The organism is Halolactibacillus alkaliphilus, from assembly GCF_900115465.1.
GTDB lineage: Bacteria > Bacillota > Bacilli > Bacillales > Amphibacillaceae > Halolactibacillus > Halolactibacillus alkaliphilus.
In genome coordinates this window covers 1-25190 of record NZ_FOWN01000020.1, presented here as the reverse complement: position 1 = coordinate 25190, position 25190 = coordinate 1, and the positions used below count along the sequence as shown (strand labels likewise).

Below are 25190 nucleotides of genomic sequence, written 5' to 3'. Positions count from 1 at the left end.
ATTCCGAATTGTCACTACATTGTTTAAATATTTAGTATTTTCTTTATACCATTATCTTAAAAAGGCAATACGTTCAAGAAGAAATCTGTTAAACTAAGTATTAGTAAGCGTTTAAGAACGAAGACAAAGGAGTTAAATTATGAATGACATTATTTTCGCTTTAGATATTGGGACCCGCTCAGTTAATGGATTACTCCTTAATATAGAAAATGGACATTACACACTCGTTGATTATGAAAGTATTGAACATACCGAACGTTCCATGCTTGACGGTCAAATACATGATGTTGTGGCAGTTGCGCAGATCATTAAGCAAGTAAAACAGCAGTTAGAGGAGAGACACAAAATCACTTTAACTAAAGTATGTGTTGCAGCAGCTGGCCGTGCACTTAAAACAAAACGAACCATTGTATCAACAGACATTACTAAACAACCTTTAATGGATCGAGAAGCTATATCTTTTCTTGAACTAACAGCCGTTCAAAAGGCACAGTATGAGCTTGCTGAAGAGGAGAAAAGTCAAGATCAATTGACACATTACTATTGCGTTGGTTATTCAGTTCTACAATATAAGTTAGATAATGATATCATTGGTTCACTCATCGATCAACAGGGGGGAAACGCAGAAGTAGAAATTATTGCGACGTTTTTACCTAAAGTTGTTGTTGAATCTCTTATTTCAGCACTAAATCGTGCACATTTAGAAATGGAGGCACTCACACTTGAGCCTATCGCTGCCATTAATGTATTAATACCTGAATCGATGAGACGGTTAAATGTCGCACTGGTTGATATTGGCGCTGGCACAAGTGATATCGCTTTAACTGATGAAGGAACAATTACAGCCTATGGAATGGTATCTAAAGCTGGAGACGAAATTACAGAAGCAATTAGTGACTATTATCTACTAGATTTCAATGAGGCAGAGCGTGTAAAACGTGAAATAACAGAACATCATCAGGCGACAGTGGAAGATATATTAGGATTTGAAACTGTTGTAACAAAAAGCGAGTTAGCCTTGGATATTAAACCCGCGATTGAAGATTTAGCAAGTGCTATTGCAAATGAAATTATTAACCTTAATAAACGTGCCCCTAAAGCTGTTATGCTTGTTGGTGGTGGTAGCTTAACACCTGACCTTACAAACACATTAGCTGATAAATTACAACTTCCGCATAATAGAGTGGCTACACGTGGGACAGACGCTATCAAAGACTTAAGAACAACTATAGATATACCAACGGGGCCAGAATTTATTACCCCTATTGGTATTGCTATAGCAGCAAAACAAAATCCTGTACATTACATTAGCGTCACGGTAAACGAACGTGCCGTTCGCTTATTTGATATGAAACAACTTACGGTTGGAGACTGCCTTCTAGCGGCTGGTATTGATATTAAACGTATGTACGGTAAACCAGGAATGGCTTACATGGTTTCTATCAACAACCAAACAATTACTTTACCGGGGACACACGGCACCCCTCCTAAAATTAAACGTAACAACAAGCAACTGCGTGTTGATGATTTAATTGAACATAACGACACCTTAGTTGTTGATAAGGGAGAAGATGGTCATGAGCCTCTTGTGAGGCTACATGATATCATAGGTAATGTTCAGCCATTTACACTATACTTTAATGATAAACCATATCAAGTCACACCTAAGATCACGATTAATAAAAAAGCAGCTGACCTTGAAGCGGTATTAAAAGATGGCGATCGGATTGAAATGGTTGATCACATTGATTTAGGCACGTGGCTTAACCAATCAGAGTTTCATTATTTAGCACATGAACCAGAGATATTTGCTGTCTATCTCGATGATAAATTCATACCTCTAGAAGCTTATTCGGAAAAATTATTCATTAACCATCAACCCGCTTCACTCGAAACAAGGCTAAAACCAGGAGATAAAATTTATTATAATCCTTTACAAAAAGTAACAAAGGAAGTATTAACAAAGGCTCTTAAATTACCTTTAAGTGAAGAGATTAACATCACTTTTAATAATGAACCTGTTACTATTAAAAAGGAGAAAATGGCGCTTTATCATCATGATATCTTATTAAAAGATGATGACGTTATCGAACCATTATCTAAGTTAACCATTAAAAGATTAGAAGATATGACATTTATTTTTCAAGATGTCTTCCGCTATATCACTCTTGATTTAATAAAACAGCGTGGCCATGTACATATATTAAAGAATGGTGCACCCACAACATTTCTTGAACCTATAGTTGATGGTGATAAATTAGAAATTATTCATGAATCAAAATAAAAAGAGAATTAATTGTAAAAAAACAGGTGGTTCCTTTCCAAATATGAAAAGGCACCGCCTGTTTTAATATATACTTATTTCTTCTTAACGTCTTCTACGCCATCTTCAACTGCTTCTTTCACATTATCAGTCGCTTCTTTTGCTGCTTGAGCTTTTTTATTAGCGCTATCTTTTACTTTTTCAACTTTTTCTTTCACTTCTTCAACTTTTTCTTCAACAGCTTCTTCTATGTCTTCTTGCATATCTTCAACATCTGCTTGCATCGCTGCTTTTTTCTTTTTTAATTCCTCTGCTGTCTCATTAATTTTATCCTGCACGCTCTGCTTCGTTTCATTAAACTTAGCATGAAATTCTTGTGACTTTTCATTCACTACTTGTTGAAGATCCGCTTTCTTTTCCTTAGCTATTTCTTTAAATTCATCTGTTTTATCATAAGCTTTATCCTTATAAACTAATGCTTTATCTTTAAGATCAGAGGCACTTTTATTAATGTCTTCTCTTACTTCTTTACCCGACTTAGGTGCGAACAATAAGGCAACCGATGCCCCAACAATACTTCCAATCAACGATCCAATTAAAAAGTCCTTCGCATTGATATGCTCATTTGTTCTGTTTTCTTCGTTTGTCATAATAAATTCCTCCTCATATTTTCTTTACATTTACTTAGTCGTTCTTTTATCTTTCTTTTTCTTTAGTACTTCCATTGCGACATTACCCCATTTAATAACTTGCGCTGTTTCTTCTTTATTATCAACAGCAATTCTTGAAATAGTATCAGAAACTTCTTTTACAGAAGCACTAAAGGTCGTAAAGGTCGTACTTAAACCGCTAATACTATCAACTAAGACGTTTAGTTTATCAGCCTTTAAGTTAATATCCTCAGCTAATGCATTGGTTCGATTAAGTAATAGCGTTGTTTCAGTTGTAATACCCACCATTTGTTTCTCTAAGCCTTCTAACGTATTCGCTACACTTGTCATCGTTCGTTCTGACTCTTTTAAAAGACGAACAAGATAAACAACAAGAACAGCAAATGCTATTGCAGCAATTAATGCTGAAATGTAGAGAAGATTATCCATATCGCTCACTCCTTCAACAAATATTTTTATTTATAAATATGGTCTATTGTTGTTTACCCCATTTTAAAATTTGGTAAACTTTATAAATAAAAAAACTGACCACTCATAACTATATTCGTCATGATGGTCAGTTTTTCCTTCTTAGTTGGTTAAATATTTTTCATAAGCTGTTTGGAACGTTTGAATATCTCCCGCTCCCATAAATACAATCACATCTGCTTTATCTTCAGCCAACATACTAATTGAATCCAGCTGGATATAATGGCAATTGTCAATCAGTTCTCCTAAGTCTTTAATCGTCAATTTACCTACCATTTCTCTTGCAGAACCGAAAATATCACATAGATACACATTGTCCGCAAGCATTAAACTCTCAGCAAACTCTTGTAAAAACATTTTCGTCCGAGAATACGTATGTGGTTGAAACACAGCGGTAATTTTCTTGTCCGGATACTTTCTTCTAATTGAATCAATTGTTGCTTCAATTTCTTTAGGATGATGCGCATAATCATCAATTAAAACTTGGTCATTAACGCGCTTTTCAGAAAAACGACGCTTCACACCACCAAAAGTTTCTAAGTGCTTCATTTGATCACTTTCGATTCCTTCATAATGACATAAGGCAATAACCGATAAAGCATTTAAGACGCTATGTTTACCGAATAAAGGAATAGTGAAAGTATCATAAAAATCATGTCGGACATACACATCAAATGTTGTCCCATGTTCCCCTTCTCGCATATCCTTCGCTTGAAAGTCGTTATCTTCATTAAATCCATAGTAAACCACAGGTACTTTTGCTTGGAGCTTGTGTAAGTATATGTCATCACCACAAGCAATTATTCCTTTTTTCACTTGGTCAGCCATAGATTGAAAAGCAGAAAACACATCATCAATACTCGTAAAGTAATCCGGATGATCAAAATCAATATTGGTCATAATTGCGTAATCTGGCTTATAGCTTAAAAAATGACGCCGATATTCACACGCCTCAAACGAAAAATATTTACTGTTCACATGGCCAACACCGGTACCATCACCTATTAAATAAGAGATTGGGTGAATATTTTTCAACACATGACTTAACAACCCTGTTGTGGACGTTTTACCATGTGCACCTGTTACCGCAATACTCGTATATTGATCAATCCACATCCCAAGAAATTCATGATATTTGAAAATGGTTAAACCTAATGCTTTTGCTTCTTTAATTTCCTCATGCTCATCATTAAATGCATTACCTTGAATAATCGTCATGCCTTCAGTAATGTTTTCTTTTGAAAAAGAGAAAATGGGGATCGCTTTATCTACTAATGCTTGATCTGTAAAAAATGTTTTATCCACATCTGAACCTTGAACGGTTTCTCCTTGATCATGAAGAATATGCGCAAGTGCGCTCATACCTGTCCCTTTAATACCAACAAAATGGTAAACTGTCATAAATCTTACCCCCGTAAGTGTCTAACGCTACTCATATTTCTATTTAAGTCGCTACTATAAATAAACGACTTAAACAGCACAATTATGCATTATATCACAGATTAATAAAAAACTAAATCATTAGGAAGCACTACTTCTGATAATGAACTTTTTCCAGTCGTGCGTTCGGTCGGTATTGTCGACCAAATTTAGATTCTGGTTGACCGTTTAGCATGACACTATCACCAGTAAATCCAACTTTAATATCCAATAAACTACGACCAACACCATAAATATCAACAGGCACATGTTGTTTTTCAAAACGACGAATTTTATCTTCCGTAAACCCACCACTTGCAATGATTTTCACATGATTAAACCCTTCATCGTCAAGCGCTTCACGCAGCGCGAAGATAAGTTCAGGATTAACACCTCGAGGATCAAACGGTCCCATTAAATGCTCATTACGCAAGAAATACTTATCAACCATATTATTGGATGTATCTAGACGGACGCCTTTTAATTCATCTTTAAATTCATGCGCGACCTTAAGGGAATCAGTAATAACATCATTGTTATAATCCACCAGTACCATAAGTTCATCATCTGGATATACTTCTTTATATGCCTTAGAGGCGGAGACAACATCTCCTTCAAACAATTGAATCAAGGCATGCGGCATCGTACCCATACCTGTTTTCCCCCACCATTCATTCATCGCGTGTGTTGCTTGAGCAGTTGATCCACCAATAAAAGCTGCATAACCGTCACCTGCTTGTTGCGTATAGTGATCATCGCGATCTCCCATAAACATAACCGGCTTTTGCGTACCAGATGTTCGAGCTGCTTTAACAACTTTATAAACATTCGTCGCTACTGACGTGCGTCTTGCTAGAATCCCATCGATAATTCCTTCTAAATAACCAAAAGATTGGTAAGGTCCTTTAATCGTTAACACTGTTTCAAAAGGACTGATCTTATCTCCGTCTTTTAAAGAGTGAATTTCCAGACTTTCAGGATTCTCACTAAATGTATGTATGAGAGCAATCGCTTCATCTGTTCCACAAAGAACCGCGTGATCTTTTTGAAAAAACTGCATGATTACCTCATTGTTTTCACACTTTTTTTGAGCTATTTCTTTAGTTTTTAAGAAGTATACCGCAGAGAACCAGCCTTCTTTGATACGTTCATCGAACTTAAATGTTTTATTAGTTAATCGATCAATCTTACCATCTAATTTCAAACTGATTTCTTTTTCCATTGTTTAATAACCCCTTATTGTGTTTTATTTATGTTTATCTGTGCGACTGACGAATATAGTTAATTTCTTCTTTTGAGATAAGTATTGTCCGTGGCTTACTACCATTTTGACCCGATACAATCCCTTGGTGTTCAAGTGAATCTATAATCCTTGCTGCTCTATTATATCCTATTTTAAATCGGCGTTGAAGTAAAGACGTACTTATTGTCTCATTTTCTGACAAAAACAAAAGGGCATCCTCAAAAAGTTCATCTGTTGACGCTTCTTGTTCGAGTGATTCTAACAGTTGTTCTTGCTCAAATAAATAATTAGGTTCACGCTGTTGCTTTAGGTAGGCCGTAATACGTTCAATTTCATCATCCGAAACAAAAGCGCCTTGTATCCTAACAGGATGTCTCGCCCCGTTCTCAACAAATAACATATCGCCTTTACCAAGCAGTCGCTCCGCACCAGCTGTATCAATCATTGTCCGTGAATCAACTTGGGAGGCCACACTAAAAGCAATTCGTGTAGGGATATTTGATTTTATCAATCCTGTAATCACGTCTACTGATGGTCGTTGAGTTGCCAAAAGTAAATGAATTCCAGCTGCACGAGCTTTTTGAGCAATTCGACAAATGGCATCTTCTACATCTTGAGGAGCTGCCATCATTAAATCTGCTAACTCGTCAATGACAATCACAATCATTGGCAAGCTTTCCCCTTGTTGACGTGTCATTTTTTCATTATAGCGCGACAAATCTCTTGCCCCTTTTTCAACAAAAAGTTGGTAGCGTCTTTCCATCTCTTCTACCGCCCATTTCAGTGCCTGCGTTGCTGCTTTTACATCTGTTATGACAGGACTGACTAAGTGAGGAAGATCATTATAAGGTTGAAGTTCCACCATTTTAGGATCAATAAGTAATAACCTCACTTCTTCCGGCGTTGCTTTATATAGAAGAGACAACAAAATAGTATTTATACATACACTCTTTCCCGAACCGGTTGCTCCTGCAATTAAACCGTGAGGCATCTTCTGAATATCAGTAATGATAGCTTCGCCAGAAATATCTAGTCCTAAACCAACACTTAAAGGAGATGTTGCATCGACAAAAGCTGATGATTCGAAAATTTCACTTAACATGACTGGCCGCGTTTTTTCATTAGGTATCTCAATACCAATCGCATGTTTTCCAGGAATAGGCGCTTCAATTCTAATATCTTTCGCGGCTAGACTTAGCTTTAGATCATCACTAAGATTTTTCACTTTACTTACCTTCACACCAGACTCTGGTTTAATTTCAAATCGCATGACACTTGGCCCTTGCATTACGTTGATCACTTCAGCTGCTACATTAAATTGTTTTAATGCCTCAATAAGGCGCTGTGATTGCTCCTCAATAAATGATGAGAGATGCATTTCTTTCGGTACAATATCATCTAATAAATGCAGCGGTAGCACTTGACGCTTTTTACCGTCTATTTTTTGTGATATTTGTCTTGGGTTCACCAAACTTTTCGCCACTGTGTTTGTCAATTGCTCTGCAACTGGCGGCTGATTTGTTGATGCATGCTGATCTTTAGTTAGCTGCTTATTATCCACATTTTTCATCCGCTCATAGTAACGTTTCTTATCACTTGGCCTCATTCTAACATTGAATGGCACTTGTTTCTTATTTAACTCCCGTTGAGCTTGTTCATGGACTGGCGAGCGTTTTAATAATATTTCAGTTTCTGACATAGTCCCAACTTCGCTTTCATTGTCTTTCTCTTCTATGCCATCTACGAACTTCGTCGGGTCATCTTTTTTAGCTTCATTTGCTGTTGTATCACTACTGTCCTTAAACTTTTGCTTCTCATTTACGACGTCTATATTATTGACCTTTTCCATACTATCGAATGGCTCAATGGTTTTTTTCTGCTCTGTTCTTTCTATGTCTCGGTCTTTTGGTTGCACTTTTCTTTTCTCTCCGCTACGCTCATAAGCATAATCAGACATTTCACCACGCGTTCTTCTTACTTCATTTAGAATATTCGAAGAATAGGAAGTCGGATAGTAAGTTGATTCTATTAATTTCTTTTCTTTTTGCCTATCATGTCGATGTTCGTGACTTTGTTGTTCGACTTGTCGGGTAAAACCATATACGGGCGATGGCACTTCTGATACTTTAAATGGTTTATTGTTTGGTGGTGTTTCTCTGTCTTTAGACATGTTGGTTGGTAATTCTTTCTCTTTTTTATATTTCTTTGAAGAATGCTCTCTATTCATTCCGACTTCATCTATTTTTACCGGGAACTTAAACTCTCGCTCTTTCGGATAATGATAGACGACCTTGGTATCGATTCTTTGATATGGCTTTTTATTAACCTTTGAAACATCTTGCTCATTATGTAATTTATCTGGGTGATCAACTTCTTGTACGTTATCATTCGAGTGAAAAAGTTGATCAATTCTTTGTTTTAGTTTATTCCACATGTTTTTCACTCTTTCTAAAATTAATTATCTTCATTTTAACAAATTTTTAACTAAAATGGCTTGTTTCAGCATTTTTTATCATGTAAAAAAAGCGCAAAAGACACAAAGTTCTTTTACGCTTTTGCATACATTTAGAAAGTAAATTCATCCCCGGCTTTGACATTCGCTTCTAGGACATAAATACCTTTCTCCTCAGGTGCATTTGGTAACCCTAATTCACGTTGAGAGCAAATCATGCCGAATGAATCTTCCCCACGAAGATTTGCATCTTTGATTTCCATACCACTTGGCATAATTGCGCCTACTTTAGCAACTACGACGTGTTGACCTTTATCCACATTAGGTGCACCGCATACAATTTGAACAGATTCATCACCTAAGTCTACTTGACAAACATTTAACTTATCCGCATTTTCATGTTTCCTTATCTCTTTCACATAGCCCACCACAAACTTTGGTGACAAGTCCAGTTCTAATCTCTCTTTATAACCATTTTCTTCTAGAATGTCATTTAATTTCTTCAAAAATGCCTCATCTAACTTATGTTGACCATCAGCTAAAGTGATATACTTTGAAGCGTTAAAGATATTGTAACCAATAACTTCACCACTTGTTGTATTAAAGATTTCAACAACATCCTCTATTCTTTTAAAACTCTTTTCATAGCGATCAGCTGTTTTTAATGGCAACATTAAAACGTCACCAATCCCCTTTTGATTGTAATACACGTTCATCTTTTACTCAGTCCTTTTCATTATGATCTGTCGGTTTATTCTTTGCCATAATAAAGATAGGTGTTAAAACTTCATCTTCATATAAGAATGACAAAGCAGTTATTGGCACTTGCCCTTCAGAGAAAAATTGCATTGCCATCTGTTGTAGTATATCATATCCACCAGCATTATGAATATCTGCAATAATAAAAGCATCTTGGTGAGGCACGCAAAAAGATAATTCACCCGACGCTTCTTTTAATCTGTTGCGCAGAAAATCTTCATTTAAAATTCGACTTGCGGTATACCCATCTTGATTTTTCACAAAGTAAAAATCGTTCCCCGCAACCGTTTGCCTATTCAAGTCAATCGGCAACTGCTTTAAATTAAATATAGCCATCTGGTGGAGATCCTCTTTTGAAACATGACTGTCTTTAAGCATTTTTTCATCAATAAGTTGATAACTCTCATTTAAGTCTAAGGCATAAAAGATAGTTGTTTCAGCAGTATGTTTTGTTGAAATGAGTTTTTTATTAGACCCATGTGTCTTAGTAAAGCTTTCCGCACGAATAACCGGGAAAATACGCGACTCATTTCCTTTTAGTTTATGGGTTTCTCTTAAATCATAAAGCGACTGCGTCACTTTATCAACGAGGGGTAATAAAGCTGGGTCTCCTAACTTCTCGTATTTTTCAACCACTTTTGTTAAATGGATAGTCACACCTTGTTCAGTTTGTTTATCTATGACACGGTATTGATCCGTTTCTCGATTATATTGTGTTTTAAAATTTGTCTTATTAAAAAAAACATCTAATTTTCTCTTTATATCAAAACTAATTTTAGACATGGTATTCATCCTTTCCGATACATTCACTCGTCATTGTATCATGAGTATAAGGCAAATTAAAAAGAAAGTACTTGGTACTTTCTTTTTAAATCTTTAAGCTGTGTCTAAAAATATTAAATTTGATTTAAGAAGTCTTCAATTTGTTCGCGTGTTTTTCGATCTTTACTGACAAAACGACTAACTTCTTCACCATCTTTAAAAGCTAGAAAGCTTGGGATACCAAAAATATCGTGCGCAATGCATAAGTCAATAAACTCATCGCGGTCAACATACGTAAAGTTAATATCCTCATAAGCCGCTTCTAGTTCAGGAATGAACGGTTCAATGACACGACAATCTGGACACCAGTTAGCTGAAAATAAAAAGACTTGTTTACCTTTTTGTTTTAAATCTTGAAACTGTGCTTCTGTTTGTAATTTTTCCACAGATAATCCCTCCGAGTTACTCATAATTAATTTTCATATCACCAAATTCAATCCAGCCTTTTTTCCGCATCCATTCGGATAATAGAAAAGAGATCACCATCGGTCCAATGATATGAACAAAGAGTACCATAAATAATACTGCCATTTCAAATCCCATGGTTTGAAAACTCATAATTTGTCCAACCAAACCGCTTGTCCCCATTCCCGCACCTGAGGCATTATTAGTCATTTTAAAGACTACTGTTCCTAAAGGTGCCATTAACATGCCTGCTACCGTTGGCGGAATTAAAATGAGTGGTTTTTTTAGGATATTTGCTATTTGAAGCATTGATGTCCCAATACCTTGGGCAATGAAACCACCAAAGCCATTCTCTCGATAACTACTAACAGCAAAACCAACCATTTGTGCTGAACAACCTATCACACTTGCACCCGCAGCAAGACCATCAAGAGATAACATGAGCGCAATAGCTACGCTTGAAATAGGTGCTGTAAGTGCCCATCCCATAAGCACAGCCACAATAATTCCCATAATAAAAGGTTGTTGGGCTGTTGACCAATTAATGATCTCTCCTAAGCCTGTCATGAATCGGTCAACCGGCGGCCCGATAAAGCTACCTACTAAAAAACCAGTCAAAATCGTTACAAACGGCGTTAAAATAATATCTACTTTCGTTTCTTTATAAATTAGTTTACCACATTCAGATGCGAATACTGCACTAATATAAGCTCCAACAGGGCCAGCAAGTTGATAACCAAACGCACCCCCAAACAATGTGGAGAATAGTACAAGTGGTGGAGCGTTTAAGCTATAACTTATCGCAATACCGATAGCTCCCCCAACAATTTTGCCATCCATCGCAAATGAACCTATCTCTATCAAACTATCACTTATTACTGACGCACCAAAAAAATTAGCCCCTTGTTGGCCTAATGTATTTAATATTAAACCGATAATAAGTGAACTGAATAAGCCAAGTGCCATAAAACTTAAAGCTTTAATAAAATATTGATTAAATGAAAAGTCAATCTTCTTTTTTTCTAAAAATGCTTGCATACCGCTGCCCCCTATACCTATTTTAAATAAATCTTTACAGTTAATCTTACCTCAAGTTTATACAGATGACAAGACATCGGTTGTTAAAATAATCTCATGCACACTTTTATTATAACCATTATCATAGCGATGAGAGCTTTTCAATTCTTGATTTTTATAAGTGATGCCATGAAGACTTGTGTAATACAAAGGAAGGATTTCCCCCACACATTTTTCACAATTAAATCGAGGGGGATCCGGCGAATTTCCCATATCCATCATATCAAACTGTTCAACGACTATTCGCGGTATATCTTCAGTTATTCTGCAACTCCGACAAACGAATTCTCCGGTCCCATTCTTGCGTACAGCTCCCCCTATGAACGCCAATACATTGCCACATTCCAAACATTTTCATGGATCATAGCCAAAGGATTCCTCTTTTTCTTCACCCTCTTGTTTATCATGTTATTTAAAAACAATGGCTTCTCCGTCATATAGGTGCATTGCCATAAAAGCCTTTCGGATTATTTTTATAGGCTGCTTGAAGTTTTGTTTGAACAACTTTCTTTGCTGCCGGAGATAAAATACGTCTGATTAGCTTGAGTACAACGGTCTCCATCGCTTACCCAATTTGGTGAATGTCATGAAATCAACGGTTCCATTTATTCGACGGTGTAAACTCAAGCTTAGACCTAAAGGCATGTAACGCCGACACAATACCTGGTGTGAATCCATACTTCTTAAACCATTCAGCAATAAGCCGCGTGGCTTTATCCATTAATTTTCCTAATAACTTCTTTCGATATTTCCTCGCAAAAACGGAGCTTAACCCCTCATCAATTGTGAAAACAACGTGTCGATGGATACTGCGATACATATCATTCGCTTGTACATCCGAACAAGCTTTATACTTAATTGTAAAAAAGCCGTAAGATAACTCTCCGCAATGTAAAAACTTTTCGGCGTCTTCGATACTGACCGGTCGCATGTTATCTTTATTTTCTTCATGTACCATACGATTACTTTAACTCTTTTCCGCACTGAATTCCAACACTCTAACCCTTGGTATATCAACAGAAGTTTGATTCTTTCCTATACTATAATAAGAAAAAAAACGACAGATATTAGTCTGTCGTTTCGGTATCTTCAAATAAGATAGATGTTAAAATTGTAATCAACTGCGTTACTTCAACTTCTATTTGATCCAAGCCTGTTTGAGTGGTTATTCTTGTTCCACCTATACCGACTTGAAGTTCATAATCTGATTCAAGAGATCGCAAATATACATACCCAAAATAATCGTCCCCCTCATAAGCTTGTAGAAATAGCGTATCTTCTAAATCTTCAAGTGCTTCAAAATAAGTTGCACTTTGTTGATTTTCAAATGGGTTATGGAATAATAAATATAATTGATCTGTCTGTCTAAAAACGACATTTGTTTCATCATCACTCTCGACTTTATATCCCTCAGGTAAGTATATTGCAAAAGGTAATAGTTCCTGATTAGGCTCAGTTGGCGATTGATTAAATCCTATTCTGGCCTGCACGTCTAATTGTTCTATTACTTCTTTCTCAGAAGGTCCACAAGCAACAAGTAATAGCATTAGAACAAATAACACAAAACATAGCATACGCTTCATCGTAAAAACCCCTTAACGTAGTTTAAGTTAACACTCGTTTTTTTATGTCAACCATTGTCTACTATACCGCTTATATATAAGACGTCAAGATACATAGTTGATTTTACATATAATTGTTAAGGGATTGTCATATTTACAGTAACTTCTTCCAATTGTGAAGCTTAATTAAGCTTCGCTAAGTATTGACCTTTCAATTGATACAACACATGTTCAAACATCTTATCACGTGTAATGAGTCCGTTTGTAAATACACCAATAGCACCCGCGTTTTGTCGTATCTCTTTATCTTTAGTGAAATGCGCCATCACATCACCTAATTCTTTGCCTTCTTTAAGTTCTGAGGCGAATAATCGTGGTAAGGGTACCCGAGCACCACTAGCAACATACAATTGTTGCCCGTCTGTTAGTGCTCCCCAATTTGTTAAGAAGAGTTGTCCTTCTAATTCCATAACCCCTCCTTCCAAACCAATACCCAGTCCATGTTCTAAATTATTACGTGCATATTTCGCCCGGTTTATTGCGCCATTTAGTGTTTCCTCATCTGAAAATGGTTGCGGACTTACACCTGATGGTGCATCAATTGTTAGCACTGTTTCATTCAAGAAACATCGGCTAACAGCGTCTTTTTTTGCCTTGTTATTAGAACCTAAAAGAATATGCATACAAACCTCCTAAGTAATATCGTAGTATGTAAAAAGAGTAGGACCAACTACTCTTTTAATCAATAAGTTGTCAAAGTATCTATCGTTGTCTGATCGGTACGTTTAACTAATGTAGTAAGGAGTTCCTTTGCTGCTGCATAATCATCCACATGGATAATTGACCCATGCGTATGAATATAACGTGAACAAATACCAATAACAGCTGATGGTACCCCTTGATGCGCTAAATGTACACGCCCTGCATCAGTTCCACCTTGCGAAATAAAGTACTGATAAGGAATATTATTTGACTCGGCTGTATCTAGAATAAAATCTCGTAATCCATGATGCGTGATCATGGTTCGATCAAAAATTCGCAACAAACTCCCCTTCCCTAATTGACCAAATGCTTTATCATCTCCTGACGTATCATTAGCGGGAGAAGCATCAAGTGCATAAAAAATGTCTGGATTGATCATATTAGCCGCGACTTGCGCACCTCTAAGCCCCACTTCTTCTTGGACTGTCGCACCAGAGTATAATGTATTCGGTAACGTTTCAAGTTGTAGCTCTTTTAATACATCAATGGCTAACCCACATCCATAACGATTATCCCAAGCTTTAGCTAATATCTTTTTATTATTGGCCATTGGTGTAAATGGCATAACTGGTAAAATAGATTGCCCTGGTTTGATACCAATTTTTTTTGCGTCCGCTTCATCATCAGCACCAATATCAATTAACATATTTTTCATTTCCATTGGTTTTTGACGTTGTTCCTGTGTTAAATTGTGTGGTGGAATAGAACCAATAACACCAATAACCGGACCGCTATCTGTCAATACTTGGACGCGCTGGGCAAGCATGACTTGATCCCACCATCCACCAAGTGGCTGAAATCGAATCATACCGTTTTTAGTGATTTGCGTCACCATAAAACCAACTTCATCCATATGACCTGCGACCATAACTTTTGGGCCACTTCCGTGTTTTACACCAAAAACACCACCGAGCTTATCGTAGATTAGTTGATCTGAATACTTTGCTAATTCTTGCTTCATATAAGCACGTACACGCGATTCATCGCCAGGGGCACCTGGTAATTCAGTTAAAGTTTTAAACATGTCTAATGTCTCTTTATTCAATATAATAGACCTCCCATTTATCATTTCCACACTCATTGTACCGAATTTCAAATCGATTTACCAGTATCAAGCTGAATCCAACACAGCTAAAGCAGAAGACTTCCTTCCACGATATTCTGAGATTGATAGACGCCTTATACTTAAAACTAAACCCACCATTTAGCTCCACTCCCAGGTGGCATTATGATGGGGACTTATTGGAAAGTTGATGTTCTTGTTAGCCGCTTATATCGATTCATTTAACTTTTAGTTCTTGAAGTTATATTTTTATCAAAGGATGGAAATAAAACGCATCCCTTTACTTATAACAATCCATAAAGAAATATGTTTTAAGGTGCTATTTAGAATCGATGGATAATGACTCAGATCATAAGTCTTCTTGATAACTTGCTATAGCCTAAAACATGAATTATATTTTTCAAAATCCTTAAAATAGGTTATACTATCAATGAGACTAAAAAGTTGAGGTGACTGTTAATGAAGCAATGTAAAAAAGTTCTTTTTGCTCTAGGTGTTGGTGCGGTACTTGGATACACGGTAAAAAGTCAATTAGATGCTATGCCTATCAAACCTGAGTTAGCATTAAAAATAGCTAAAACACGATTTAAAGAATCTGGCCCTGTCAGTGGCTCCTGGATTTATATGAAAACAGAGAGATTACCATTACACGGATTAGAATACACTGTTTACCGAGGTGGCATCACACGTACAGAACAAGATGTACATACACAGTATGAATTTTATGTTGATGCCTATACAGGCGTTATTGTAGATACAAAAATAACAAATTAATTCAAATAGGAGATAGGCGTTTATTTTCTCCTCCTCCCCCTTTAACCACCGTATATGCAATTGTCATATACGGTGGTTTAATTCATTGCGTATTTTTATTTTCTAACTTAAACCCCCATTAATTTACCTTGAGACCCCTGGTTCTTAACTGTACATTGAGTTACATCAACTATATTTTCTACTAAACGTGTATTTAAGCCATTCATTATTAGAAATACCAAATTTATAACGTTTCCTTGTTTGCGTTCTCCCACTTTCGACTGTGCGGGGATTATATTTTTAAATCTGACTGTTCCTACAGTTGCTTCCTTCAAAAGCCTTCAGTGACAGAATCTAGTTTAGTTATGCTAAAAGAACCTACGAAGATCTCTGAGGCCACTGAAAAAGTCCAAAAAAAGAAGTATCAATAATTGTTGGTGGCTAAAATGATTCTTAAACAAACAGAAATGATGTTAAGTCCGTATTCAGAGATTTATGATATTGTTGTGCCTAAAGATAATTTTTTACTACAACTTAACGAGCTGGTTGATTTCTCGTTTGTTTATGATGGATAAAAAGATAAGTACTGTCACACCAATGGTCGAAACGCTATTGATCCTATTCGTATGTTTAAGTATTTACTCTTAAAGACCATCTTTGATGTCTCAGATGTTGATATTGTTGAACGTTCCAAATACGATATGTCCTTTAAATATTTTCTTGGCATGGCTCCGGAGGAGCCAGTTATCGAGCCAAGTTCTCTAACCAAGTTTCGTAAATTGCGACTAAAAGATATCAATTTACTCGACTTACTGATCAATAAAACCGTGGAAATTGCGATTGAAACCGACGTTTTAAAATGTCATTGGAGATGCAGCCTATTCAGAGAAGGCAAATATTACTTTTACGAAAGAAAGAAACATGGCACTCGTGGCTAAATTAAACCCTTCTGTCACTCAAGGTAACCGTAGAAAAGATGAATTTGAGTTTAATAAAGACGCGGGCATGTATGTCTGTAAAGCCGGTCATCTAGCCGTTAAGAAAGCGCGTCATGGGAAAGAGAATATCGGAAAAAATCAGACCAATACATATTATTTTGATGTAGAAAAATGTAAAGTGTGTCCGCTTAGAGATGGCTATTATAAACCTGGTGCTAAAAGTAAAAGTTACTCCGTCAGTATTAAATCAGACAATCATAGCGATCAAGCTAAGTTTCAAGAAATAGAATATTTTAAGGAGAAATCAAAAGAACGGTATAAAATAGAAGCTAAAAATAATGAATTAAAACACAGACACGGGTATAATATATCAAAATCCTCGGGTCTTGTTGGTATGCAAATGCAAGGAGCCGTTGCGATATTCACGGTGAATTTGAAAAGAATATTAAAACTTAGAGGGTAACATGTGGGAGTATGTGAATTAAAAATAATAAAAAGACGACACTTATTCATATTTTTGAATAAATGTGTCGTCTTTTTTGATTCTAATTAAACTTCCATTAAGAAAATCGTAAGATTTTCAGTGGCCTCAGATCTCTTCGTAGGTTCTTTCTATAATTAATAAAATAATCTACCTTTAGCCGATTAGCTATGATTAGCGTTTTCTAAAACATACTTCAGCTCGATATATCGGATGCCCGCGTTTCGAGAACTTTTCTTCGTATTCTGTCATTACATTAAGCGGGTCTTCATCTTCGTGTAAATTTAAACTTACATGATCTATTAGCATATCAAAGTGTGAAAAGCTCATTAAGCTATACTCAAACAACCCACGATTATCCGTCTTAAAAATAATTTTACCATCTGAGGCCAGCACTTGTTGATACTGAGCCAAAAATGTATGATACGTTAATCGGCGCTTTTCATGACGGTTTTTTGGCCATGGATCAGAAAAATTCAAATAGATACGATTAATTTCATTATCTGCAAATAAATCTCGTAAATCATTCGCATCAAAATTTATTAATTTCACATTTTTCGGTTCTTCTTCAACAGCTTTCTCAACTGCACTAACAATAATGCTTTTGGCTAGCTCAATTGCAATAAAGTTAATTTCCGGATGTTGTTTTGCCATTCCCATAACAAAACGTCCTTTTCCTGCGCCAATTTCCACATGAATTGGTTGGTTGTTACCAAATACTTGTTGCCACTTACCTTTTTTTTCTAACGGATTTAAAATCACATACTCTGGATGACTACTCAAATAATCATCTGCCCAAGGCTTATGTCTTGCTCGCATGAGTTTTGCCTCACCTTTCTTCTATTATACGCATAACGCGTGTTAATATTGCTTTGATTTCTTGTTCTTTTAAATATAAATCTTCCACTGTTTGAAGACGATGGTAGTCAATGATGGCTTCATATAACATATACCAATGCATACGAATAGCCAAATTTTGATCTTCGGTAGCGCCATAATGACTCAGCCATGTGTCCCATTCTGACTCAGGTATATACCGTTGAAATAGCATACCTAAATCAATCGCAGGGTCGCCAATTTCTGCGTTATCCCAATCAATTAAAAATAACTCACCTTTATGTGTAAACAACCAATTATTATGATTTAAATCACAATGACACACAACTGGTTTTATTCCCACCACTTCACTTATATGTTTTTCCATAAATTGTAGCGCTCTTTCAATAGTAAAATGTTTCGTGTTACTTGAAAATTGCGCTGACATCATCTGCTTTAATTCTCGGAATAAGAGCTGAGGGCTCATAGCTTTTTTACCCATTCGCGTCAACATATCAAGTAATTCTGTTGAATGATGGATACGTCCCAATAATTCAGCAACTTTAGGGTGCTGCAATACTTCCGGATTTAACTCACTTCCATCTAACCACTCTTGAGCGGTAATAACATCTCCATTTTCTAAACGCTTTGTCCAAACAAGTTTAGGGACAATACCTTGCGCAGATAAAACCGCTAAAAATGGTGAAGAGTTTCTTTTCAAGAAAAGTCGCTTATTTTTAGATTGAGCAAAATAGGCTTCTCCTGTTGCTCCGCCTGCAGATTCAATTGTCCACTCATCGCCTAACATATACTGCACAATGCATGCTCCTTTCACTTTATTTGACAAAAATAGCGTCAAATAGCCATTTTAATTTAGAAAACACTATAAATAGAGTAACCTATTATAGGGTAATAAATCAAGCGTTATTTATTCCCAGTTGAATTGATCTGCATCTTCTCTTTGCCATTCTGGTCGATTAAAGCTTACCGTATCACTAAATGACAACAACGCATCAATTGTTTTTAGTTGTACATGTTTTAAAGTCGTTTGAAGCTTCCGCTGTTCCATTAGCCATGCTTCATGTATTTTCTTATCAATGTAGCGTGTTTGATATGGTTCTAAATGATACTCAATGGCATTGCTTCTTGAGAGAACTACTTTTGTTACCGGGATATTGATTTCTTTGTATTTTAAAATACTTTTTACAATCTTATCTGTTCGCTTAAGTGATAGTATAGGACTTATAAATGTACTTCTAACCGATTTTTCTTCTTTATACCACTGTCGGTCATCACCCGCGATTATTTTTACATCTGACGGGTACTCCACTAGTTTGATTATAAATACATCAAATGGTGTAATCATGATAATGTCAGTTTCAATTTCAGCTTTTTTCAAACGAAATATTGGGTGGTACATTACCAAGTACGTATCAGGAAAGCGTTGCAATAAATACTTTAATACTAAATCGTCTTGATATTCTCGATCGATAAAAGACATCAGACTTATTGTTGACGAAGCCCACTTTAATTGAAATTGAAACAATTGATCTAAATAAAATACTTTTAACTGTTCCTTCGTTTGTGGTAGTGGATTTGTCTCTAATTCAACATCTTCTTCTATCTGTTTTTTCTTTCTAAACTGTCCAAAAAAGGACGTATCCTTTTCAATAAGTTCAATTTTTTTAGGTTCTTTAGGATTTTCAAAAGCACGCAGCAACTGTTGCCATTGCTCTTGTTTTAACCTCATGTATTGACTCGGGTAATGAAATGGATCTTGTTCATATCTGGATATATAATTTTCTAATTTAATGAGTTGTGCCACATTTTATCACTCCCTAAATTAACAGCTTTATTAGTGGATAAACCGTTCAAATATGACGTCATATTTCGGTGCGCCATCTGGATTGATTTTATATAAAACTAGGCTCTTTGCTTCAGCCAGAAAAGGTAGATATGCTTTCACACCTGCGTCACGAGTTATATCTTTATCTATTTCGGACGTACACCATGCTCGTTGACATTTCTTCGCGAGGGTGAGATGCGGTTTAAATACTCGGTTATTCACGTTATAGCCACGTGTCTCTAATTGTAATTGAATGAAATGATAGAGGGCTGTTAATGTAATGTTCATGTCAGGTTCTAAATAGAGCACACGAGGCATATCTGTTTTCCCAAACCCATTAATTTGTGAAAACATTAGGGAAAATGGTAGTAATTCAATACCAGCTACTAATTCCATGATATCTTGTATCTGTTCTAGCTCCCCAAAAAAATGTAACGTCACATGATAATCTAGCGGGTGCACCCATAATTTATATACTTCTTTGCCAATCGTCGTTTTAATTGTGGTTTGGATGTGATAAGTCTGTTGATTCACGCATTTATTAAAACGAATAGCTAAAAAATAATGTGTTGACAAAATAGTCGCTCCTTATATTAAGAAATCATTAATTTTACTGAAAGTGTGGCATTTCGATAAAAAAAGGTGTAAAATATAGTTAAAAGAGATTCAGCAACACCACAAGATTCATTAATTTGATTTAGGGAGTGGTTTTTTGAGTCAATCTACAAACCGGATGCTAACTCGCGTAAAAGCCGTGTATCTTTTTATAAAAGAAAACGGACCCGTTTCAACGACAGAGATTGCCAAAGAGTTTGAGATTACTGATCGTACAGCCCAACGTGATTTACACGTTTTAAGCTTTAACGGTCTGGTCCAGAGTCCACATAAGGGACAATGGGATGTGACGAAAAAGAAAGTGAAGATCTCTTAATCGCCACAAAATATACAGTTTTGTGCTGTCTAATCCGACAGCTTATTTTTTTGCCTTACTTTATCTCTTTTAAATACGCTAACTCAACCTCCGTCAAAGGTCGATATTCACCTAAGTCAAGCGACGGATCTAATGGTAAAGACCCCATTCTCAATCTCTTCAAGTACGTTACCTGTTTACCAACAGCCTCAAACATTCGCTTTACTTGATGAAACTTCCCTTCTGAAATAACTAGCTCAATTTCTGATACATCATCACTTGATATAATCATGAGTTCCGCAGGCTTTGTTTTATAGCCATCATCTAGGACAACACCTGCTTTAAATACTTCTATATCTTCTTCAGTCACCTTGCCGTCAATCTTTGCATAGTAACACTTACCAACATCTTTTTTTGGTGAGAGTAGTTGATGAGCTAATTTACCATCATTTGTTATTAAAAGTAATCCTTCGGTATCCTTGTCTAAGCGCCCCACAGGAAACGGGGATGTTACTTGATCCGTCGGCTCCAACAAGTCAATAACTGTCTCATCTCGCATATCTTCTGTTGCACTCACGACTCCAGGTGGTTTGTTCATCATAAAGTAAACAAATTCCTGATAAACAAGTGTTTCACCTAATACTTCAATCCTATCACTTTCAGGTTTAACATGCTCTTTTGGTTGCTTGATGACTACACCGTTAACCGTCACTTGCCCTTGTTTTAGTATTTGCTTTACTTCTTTTCTTGAGCCAAAACCTGAGTTGGCTAGTAATTTATCAATTCGCATAATGCACTCCTATTAGGTTTCATCTTATATTTTTTGACTTTTTGAGATAACAAACCTATTAGCCATGTAAAACTGAACGAATAGGCTTGTTTTTAAAAGAATCGTGCCAATTTACGGACACGCGTACCCATAACGCGTTCTAACAATGTTGACCGGTAACTTAACCATAAGTATACATAAGCACCTATACTAACTGTTGGTATAAGAATTAATATACTGCTTAAACGACCTGTCATATAATCAATCCATTGCGACAACAATAATTTAATTAAGAGCACAGTAACCGCCATAAACGCTACGAAAATTATCATAAGGATTGTTCGTTTAATTAATGCTTTTAATGGAAAAGCGATAGCCCGTTTGATTCGAATAATATTACTTACCACTGTTCCCACGGAGGCAACCCAAGTTGAAATCACTGCTCCAATAGGCCCGAACATCAGCATCAGCGGCACATTTAATAGCGCCTTTAAAGCAAGCCCTATTCCTAAACTATAAAGAGCAAAACGCTGTTCATTGATACTTTGTAAAATGGAAGAAGTGACGGTAAAAAGCGCGAAAAATAAAGCAACAGGCGCATACCAGCCGAGAATCTCTCCATTAAAAGTAATAAATTCTTCATTAATACCGTAAAAAGCGCCCCAGATTTGGTTAGATAATAAACTCATCCCTACAACTGCAGGTAGTATAAGTAACATAATAACCTGAAGTGATTGATCGATTTGTTGATACAAAAGTGGCCACTTTTGCTCAACAAAAGACTTCGTCAATGTAGGTAAACTTGATAATGACATACCCGTTGCTAATGTAATAGGGATCATTATCAATTTGTGTCCGTATAAGTTAATATTAGAAAAAGCATTATCAACTTCAAGTTGAGTAAAACCTGCACCTAGTAAGGTGCGTGAGAAGGTAATCGCATCAATCTGTTGATATAAAGGAATTGCTAATCCTACAAAAACAAATGGTCCCGCATATTGAAACAACTCTTTAAATAACGCTCTTGTTGATAGTGCAGCAGGCTTAACCGTCTGGTTTTCAATGTAGCGATCAATGTATATTTTTCGCTTTTGCCAATAACGAATCAACACAAAAAGACTGGCTAGCGCCCCAACAAAAGCTGAAAACGTCGCAAAACCGACCGCTGTTGTGATAGTTCCATCAAATACATTGATGACAACATAAACGCTTACCAACAAAAAAACAATCCTTACAATCTGTTCAATAACTTGTGAAATAGCGGTAGGTCCCATTGACTGAAAACCTTGAAAGAAACCGCGGGTGATACTCATAGATGGTATAATAAGCAAGGCAAAACTCACCATACGAATGACCATGGCTACATCGTCCACTGTAATACCTTCCGCACTATCCGGTATGTATATTTTAGCTAAAATACTCGCACCGAAAAACAAGAGTGAAAAGGCAATAATCCCCGTCACAAACATTAACTTGAGCGCTAATGTATACATCCGTCTACTGGTTTGGTAATCTCCTAATGAATTATATTTCGCTACAAATTTAGAGACAGCTAGCGGAATCCCAACTGTAGATAGACTAATGAAAATAGTGTAAGGGCCATATGCAAGTCCATATAATTTACCACCCGTTGCACCTACGAGACTTTCAAATGGAATCGTATAGAGCATACCTATTAGTTTAGAAATAAATGAGGCTCCCGTTAATAATAGTGTGCCTCTAATCATCGTATTCTTTGACATATTTTCACCTATTCTTTTTTCATTCAAAATCTTTTTTACACTGTTCTTATTTTATCACAAAATGAAGCATAACTATATGAAGAAAAATCAATGTGCCACCTAAGTTTTTGAATGACTAGTGTTTTTCGATTCTATTTGGTAAAATGGACAGTGTTCGAAACTTATATACGTTGTTTACATTACATGCGTGACGTCATTTTAGACGCACGTTTTTCATATGGCTAAGAAAACACCATAACAGTTTAAATAACAAAACCAAGAATCAAAATGGAGGTAATTAAATGGAAACAGATGTTGTTGTAATAGGAGGTGGACCTAGCGGTCTCATGGCAGCTATTGCCGCAAGTGAGCAGGGGGTTCGAACTGTGTTAGTTGAGAAAGGGAAAAATCTCGGCAAAAAATTAGCAATTTCTGGTGGCGGACGCTGTAATGTTACAAGCCGTTTACCTAAAGATGAAATCATCAAACACATACCTGGTAATGGACGTTTTTTATATAGTGCTTTTTCAGTTTTTGATAATGAGGATATTATCGCCTTTTTTACTCGTTTAGGTGTCGAGTTAAAAGAAGAAGACCACGGAAGGATGTTTCCAGTTAGCAATCAATCAAAAGATGTCGTTAACGCTCTAATCAATCAATTGCACGCTCAAGGTGTACAGATTCTTACAGAGACTAAAGTAGATGCCATTGATTACGGTACCGACACACACACAGTGATTCTTTCAGACGGACGAAAAATCAGCACAAAATCTGTTGTTGTAGCGGTTGGAGGAAAAGCAGTTCCACATACTGGTTCAACTGGTGACGGCTATCCTTGGGCAAAGAAAGCTGGACATACAGTCACGGATTTATATCCAACAGAAGTGCCTCTATTATCAAATCAATCGTTCATTAAAAATAAAGCTTTACAAGGATTAGCACTAAGAGATGTCGCGCTTACAGTAAAAGATGCGCAGGATAAACATATTGTTACACATCAGATGGACATGCTCTTTACTCACTTTGGTTTTTCTGGTCCAGCTGTCCTGCGTTGTTCTCAGTATGCTGTCAAACTTTTAAATAAAGGCCAAAAGGAAGTGTCTCTTTATATTGATACATTACCAAAAATAAATGAACAGACACTCTTTGAAGAGCTCGTATCAAAGATTGAAGTATCACCAAAAAAAGCCATCAAAACTATCTTTAAAGGCTTAATACCAGAACGTCTACTTCATTTTTTATTAGAAAAGAATGCCATTGATTTGGATTTAAAAGGTGCTAATGTGTCAAATGATCAACTTAGAAAGTTTATTCATGATGTTAAGCAGTTTGAGTTAAAAGTACATGGCTCATTACCACTTGAAAAAGCTTTTGTTACTGGTGGTGGTGTTTCTATTAAAGAAATTAACCCTACAACATTGGAGTCTAAACTTATGCCCAGACTTTTCTTTTCTGGTGAAATTTTAGATATTCACGGCTATACAGGCGGATATAATATTACTGCCGCATTAGTGACAGGTCATAACGCAGGACAAAATGCGGCTTGGCTTAGTTTTTAATTCATTCATAAAATAACCATTGCTTAGTTAATTAAAATCTAAGTAGTGGTTATTTTATACAACAAAAAAAGCCTCAAGAATGAAATCTCAAAGCTTTTAAGATTGGCTTAGCGACGTCCTACTCTCGCGGGGCTTAAGCCCAACTACCATCGGCGCTGAAGAACTTAACTGCTGTGTTCGGCATGGGAACAGGTGTGACCTCTTCGCTATCGTCACTAAACCATATAGGGTTATACCCTGAAAACTAGATAAGAAGTAAACAATCATCAAACAAAAATTTAGTTAAGTCCTCGATCGATTAGTATTCGTCAGCTACACATGTCACCATGCTTCCACCTCGAACCTATCTACCTCATCGTCTCTGAGGGATCTTACTCTTTACAGATGGGAAGTCTCATCTTGAGGGGGGCTTCATGCTTAGATGCTTTCAG

General features: G+C 36.3%; 24 protein-coding genes, 2 rRNA genes and 1 pseudogene. 5 read left to right on the top strand and 22 right to left on the bottom strand.

Going from position 1 to position 25190, the window contains the following annotated elements; genetic code table 11:
* Nucleotides 1-139: 139 nt before the first annotated feature.
* Complete coding sequence (gene pilM / locus BM163_RS09015) at nucleotides 140-2284, top strand: cell division protein FtsA (RefSeq protein WP_089802345.1); 2145 nt, start codon at nucleotides 140-142, stop codon at nucleotides 2282-2284.
* Between the two features lie 74 nt (nucleotides 2285-2358).
* Here pilM and BM163_RS09010 read toward each other — a convergent pair whose 3' ends face one another.
* From BM163_RS09010 to BM163_RS08945, 14 genes are all read right to left on the bottom strand, one after another.
* Complete coding sequence (locus tag BM163_RS09010; protein ID WP_089802343.1) at nucleotides 2359-2913, bottom strand: YtxH domain-containing protein; 555 nt, start codon at nucleotides 2911-2913, stop codon at nucleotides 2359-2361.
* 30 nt (nucleotides 2914-2943) lie between these two features.
* Nucleotides 2944-3363 (bottom strand): DUF948 domain-containing protein, encoded by a 420-nt coding sequence (locus BM163_RS09005; RefSeq protein ID WP_089802341.1) that lies wholly within the window; start codon nucleotides 3361-3363, stop codon nucleotides 2944-2946.
* Between the two features lie 141 nt (nucleotides 3364-3504).
* On the bottom strand, nucleotides 3505-4803 hold the full coding sequence (murC, locus tag BM163_RS09000; RefSeq protein WP_089802340.1) for a UDP-N-acetylmuramate--L-alanine ligase: 1299 nt from the start codon (nucleotides 4801-4803) through the stop codon (nucleotides 3505-3507).
* A gap of 130 nt (nucleotides 4804-4933) precedes the next feature.
* Nucleotides 4934-6043, bottom strand: a complete 1110-nt coding sequence (locus tag BM163_RS08995) for a nicotinate phosphoribosyltransferase (protein WP_089802337.1) — start codon at nucleotides 6041-6043, stop codon at nucleotides 4934-4936.
* A 34-nt stretch (nucleotides 6044-6077) separates the two neighbouring features.
* Nucleotides 6078-8498 carry a DNA translocase FtsK gene (locus BM163_RS08990; protein WP_089802335.1) on the bottom strand — a complete coding sequence of 807 codons (2421 nt, stop codon included), beginning with the start codon at nucleotides 8496-8498 and terminating at the stop codon, nucleotides 6078-6080.
* 131 nt (nucleotides 8499-8629) lie between these two features.
* A complete protein-coding gene (ytpR, locus tag BM163_RS08985; protein WP_089802333.1) occupies nucleotides 8630-9232 on the bottom strand; it encodes a YtpR family tRNA-binding protein in 603 nt (200 codons plus the stop codon).
* Between the two features lie 7 nt (nucleotides 9233-9239).
* Nucleotides 9240-10058, bottom strand: a complete 819-nt coding sequence (locus BM163_RS08980) for a DUF1444 family protein (protein WP_089802331.1) — start codon at nucleotides 10056-10058, stop codon at nucleotides 9240-9242.
* Nucleotides 10059-10171: 113 nt separating this feature from the next.
* Nucleotides 10172-10483: a thioredoxin family protein gene (locus tag BM163_RS08975; RefSeq protein ID WP_089802329.1), complete on the bottom strand. Its 312-nt coding sequence runs from the start codon at nucleotides 10481-10483 to the stop codon at nucleotides 10172-10174.
* A 16-nt stretch (nucleotides 10484-10499) separates the two neighbouring features.
* The gene (locus tag BM163_RS08970; protein WP_089802327.1) at nucleotides 10500-11540 is read right to left on the bottom strand and encodes a PTS sugar transporter subunit IIC; all 1041 of its coding nucleotides are present in this window, start codon (nucleotides 11538-11540) and stop codon (nucleotides 10500-10502) included.
* 472 nt (nucleotides 11541-12012) lie between these two features.
* A complete protein-coding gene (locus BM163_RS14025) occupies nucleotides 12013-12141 on the bottom strand; it encodes a hypothetical protein (protein ID WP_258390170.1) in 129 nt (42 codons plus the stop codon).
* Between the two features lie 30 nt (nucleotides 12142-12171).
* Entirely contained in the window at nucleotides 12172-12537 is a 366-nt protein-coding gene (locus BM163_RS08960) for a hypothetical protein (protein ID WP_089802326.1), read from the bottom strand.
* Between the two features lie 109 nt (nucleotides 12538-12646).
* The gene (locus tag BM163_RS08955; RefSeq protein ID WP_089802323.1) at nucleotides 12647-13162 is read right to left on the bottom strand and encodes a hypothetical protein; all 516 of its coding nucleotides are present in this window, start codon (nucleotides 13160-13162) and stop codon (nucleotides 12647-12649) included.
* A 161-nt stretch (nucleotides 13163-13323) separates the two neighbouring features.
* Entirely contained in the window at nucleotides 13324-13824 is a 501-nt protein-coding gene (locus BM163_RS08950; protein ID WP_089802322.1) for a DUF84 family protein, read from the bottom strand.
* Nucleotides 13825-13883: 59 nt separating this feature from the next.
* Entirely contained in the window at nucleotides 13884-14948 is a 1065-nt protein-coding gene (locus BM163_RS08945; protein ID WP_089802320.1) for a M42 family metallopeptidase, read from the bottom strand.
* Nucleotides 14949-15425: 477 nt separating this feature from the next.
* Here BM163_RS08945 and BM163_RS08940 point away from each other — a divergent pair, with 477 nt between their 5' ends.
* Together BM163_RS08940 and BM163_RS08930 are read left to right on the top strand one after the other, a co-directional pair.
* Nucleotides 15426-15740, top strand: a complete 315-nt coding sequence (locus BM163_RS08940) for a PepSY domain-containing protein (protein ID WP_089802318.1) — start codon at nucleotides 15426-15428, stop codon at nucleotides 15738-15740.
* Nucleotides 15741-16165: 425 nt separating this feature from the next.
* Nucleotides 16166-17120 (top strand): annotated as a pseudogene (locus BM163_RS08930) (transposase).
* Nucleotides 17121-17312: 192 nt separating this feature from the next.
* On the opposite strand, the gene trmB reads toward BM163_RS08930, so the two are convergent.
* The 4 genes from trmB to thpR all read right to left on the bottom strand — a co-directional run bounded on the left by trmB (nucleotide 17313) and on the right by thpR (nucleotide 20376).
* The gene (trmB, locus tag BM163_RS08925; protein ID WP_089802312.1) at nucleotides 17313-17957 is read right to left on the bottom strand and encodes a tRNA (guanosine(46)-N7)-methyltransferase TrmB; all 645 of its coding nucleotides are present in this window, start codon (nucleotides 17955-17957) and stop codon (nucleotides 17313-17315) included.
* A 10-nt stretch (nucleotides 17958-17967) separates the two neighbouring features.
* Nucleotides 17968-18762 carry a phosphotransferase family protein gene (locus tag BM163_RS08920; protein ID WP_089802388.1) on the bottom strand — a complete coding sequence of 265 codons (795 nt, stop codon included), beginning with the start codon at nucleotides 18760-18762 and terminating at the stop codon, nucleotides 17968-17970.
* 120 nt (nucleotides 18763-18882) lie between these two features.
* Nucleotides 18883-19779, bottom strand: coding sequence for a nuclease-related domain-containing protein (locus BM163_RS08915; protein WP_089802310.1), 897 nt, complete (start codon nucleotides 19777-19779; stop codon nucleotides 18883-18885).
* Nucleotides 19780-19809: 30 nt separating this feature from the next.
* Nucleotides 19810-20376: an RNA 2',3'-cyclic phosphodiesterase gene (thpR, locus tag BM163_RS08910; RefSeq protein ID WP_170243753.1), complete on the bottom strand. Its 567-nt coding sequence runs from the start codon at nucleotides 20374-20376 to the stop codon at nucleotides 19810-19812.
* A gap of 136 nt (nucleotides 20377-20512) precedes the next feature.
* Between thpR and BM163_RS08905 the strand changes: the two genes are divergently transcribed.
* Nucleotides 20513-20731 carry an HTH domain-containing protein gene (locus BM163_RS08905; protein ID WP_089802306.1) on the top strand — a complete coding sequence of 73 codons (219 nt, stop codon included), beginning with the start codon at nucleotides 20513-20515 and terminating at the stop codon, nucleotides 20729-20731.
* A gap of 55 nt (nucleotides 20732-20786) precedes the next feature.
* Here BM163_RS08905 and BM163_RS08900 read toward each other — a convergent pair whose 3' ends face one another.
* Both BM163_RS08900 and BM163_RS08895 read right to left on the bottom strand, forming a co-directional pair.
* Entirely contained in the window at nucleotides 20787-21500 is a 714-nt protein-coding gene (locus tag BM163_RS08900; RefSeq protein ID WP_089802304.1) for a pseudouridine synthase, read from the bottom strand.
* Between the two features lie 92 nt (nucleotides 21501-21592).
* Nucleotides 21593-23221: a putative polysaccharide biosynthesis protein gene (locus tag BM163_RS08895; RefSeq protein ID WP_089802297.1), complete on the bottom strand. Its 1629-nt coding sequence runs from the start codon at nucleotides 23219-23221 to the stop codon at nucleotides 21593-21595.
* A gap of 281 nt (nucleotides 23222-23502) precedes the next feature.
* Between BM163_RS08895 and BM163_RS08890 the strand changes: the two genes are divergently transcribed.
* Nucleotides 23503-24759, top strand: a complete 1257-nt coding sequence (locus BM163_RS08890; RefSeq protein ID WP_089802294.1) for a BaiN/RdsA family NAD(P)/FAD-dependent oxidoreductase — start codon at nucleotides 23503-23505, stop codon at nucleotides 24757-24759.
* A gap of 105 nt (nucleotides 24760-24864) precedes the next feature.
* Here BM163_RS08890 and rrf read toward each other — a convergent pair.
* Nucleotides 24865-24979: ribosomal RNA gene (rrf, locus tag BM163_RS08885) — 5S ribosomal RNA — on the bottom strand.
* 58 nt (nucleotides 24980-25037) lie between these two features.
* Nucleotides 25038-25190, bottom strand: a 23S ribosomal RNA gene (locus BM163_RS08880); the annotation flags it as partial.

Excerpts from the sequence above, each read along its gene's own strand:
- BM163_RS09010 (WP_089802343.1), bottom strand. The coding sequence starts at position 2,913 with ATGACAAACGAAGAAAACAGAACAAATGAGCATATCAATGCGAAGGAC.
- BM163_RS08895 (WP_089802297.1), bottom strand. The coding sequence starts at position 23,221 with ATGTCAAAGAATACGATGATTAGAGGCACACTATTATTAACGGGAGCC.
- BM163_RS08900 (WP_089802304.1), bottom strand. The coding sequence starts at position 21,500 with ATGCGAATTGATAAATTACTAGCCAACTCAGGTTTTGGCTCAAGAAAA.
- BM163_RS08960 (WP_089802326.1), bottom strand. The coding sequence starts at position 12,537 with ATGGTACATGAAGAAAATAAAGATAACATGCGACCGGTCAGTATCGAA.
- BM163_RS08950 (WP_089802322.1), bottom strand. The coding sequence starts at position 13,824 with ATGCATATTCTTTTAGGTTCTAATAACAAGGCAAAAAAAGACGCTGTT.
- BM163_RS14025 (WP_258390170.1), bottom strand. The coding sequence starts at position 12,141 with ATGGAGACCGTTGTACTCAAGCTAATCAGACGTATTTTATCTCCGGCA.
- BM163_RS08995 (WP_089802337.1), bottom strand. The coding sequence starts at position 6,043 with ATGGAAAAAGAAATCAGTTTGAAATTAGATGGTAAGATTGATCGATTA.
- ytpR (WP_089802333.1), bottom strand. The coding sequence starts at position 9,232 with ATGAACGTGTATTACAATCAAAAGGGGATTGGTGACGTTTTAATGTTG.
- BM163_RS08955 (WP_089802323.1), bottom strand. The coding sequence starts at position 13,162 with ATGAAGCGTATGCTATGTTTTGTGTTATTTGTTCTAATGCTATTACTT.
- BM163_RS08970 (WP_089802327.1), bottom strand. The coding sequence starts at position 11,540 with ATGCAAGCATTTTTAGAAAAAAAGAAGATTGACTTTTCATTTAATCAA.
- pilM (WP_089802345.1), top strand. The coding sequence starts at position 140 with ATGAATGACATTATTTTCGCTTTAGATATTGGGACCCGCTCAGTTAAT.
- BM163_RS08890 (WP_089802294.1), top strand. The coding sequence starts at position 23,503 with ATGGAAACAGATGTTGTTGTAATAGGAGGTGGACCTAGCGGTCTCATG.
- BM163_RS08940 (WP_089802318.1), top strand. The coding sequence starts at position 15,426 with ATGAAGCAATGTAAAAAAGTTCTTTTTGCTCTAGGTGTTGGTGCGGTA.
- BM163_RS09005 (WP_089802341.1), bottom strand. The coding sequence starts at position 3,363 with ATGGATAATCTTCTCTACATTTCAGCATTAATTGCTGCAATAGCATTT.
- murC (WP_089802340.1), bottom strand. The coding sequence starts at position 4,803 with ATGACAGTTTACCATTTTGTTGGTATTAAAGGGACAGGTATGAGCGCA.
- BM163_RS08920 (WP_089802388.1), bottom strand. The coding sequence starts at position 18,762 with ATGTTAGGCGATGAGTGGACAATTGAATCTGCAGGCGGAGCAACAGGA.
- BM163_RS08980 (WP_089802331.1), bottom strand. The coding sequence starts at position 10,058 with ATGTCTAAAATTAGTTTTGATATAAAGAGAAAATTAGATGTTTTTTTT.
- trmB (WP_089802312.1), bottom strand. The coding sequence starts at position 17,957 with ATGCGAGCAAGACATAAGCCTTGGGCAGATGATTATTTGAGTAGTCAT.
- BM163_RS08990 (WP_089802335.1), bottom strand. The coding sequence starts at position 8,498 with ATGTGGAATAAACTAAAACAAAGAATTGATCAACTTTTTCACTCGAAT.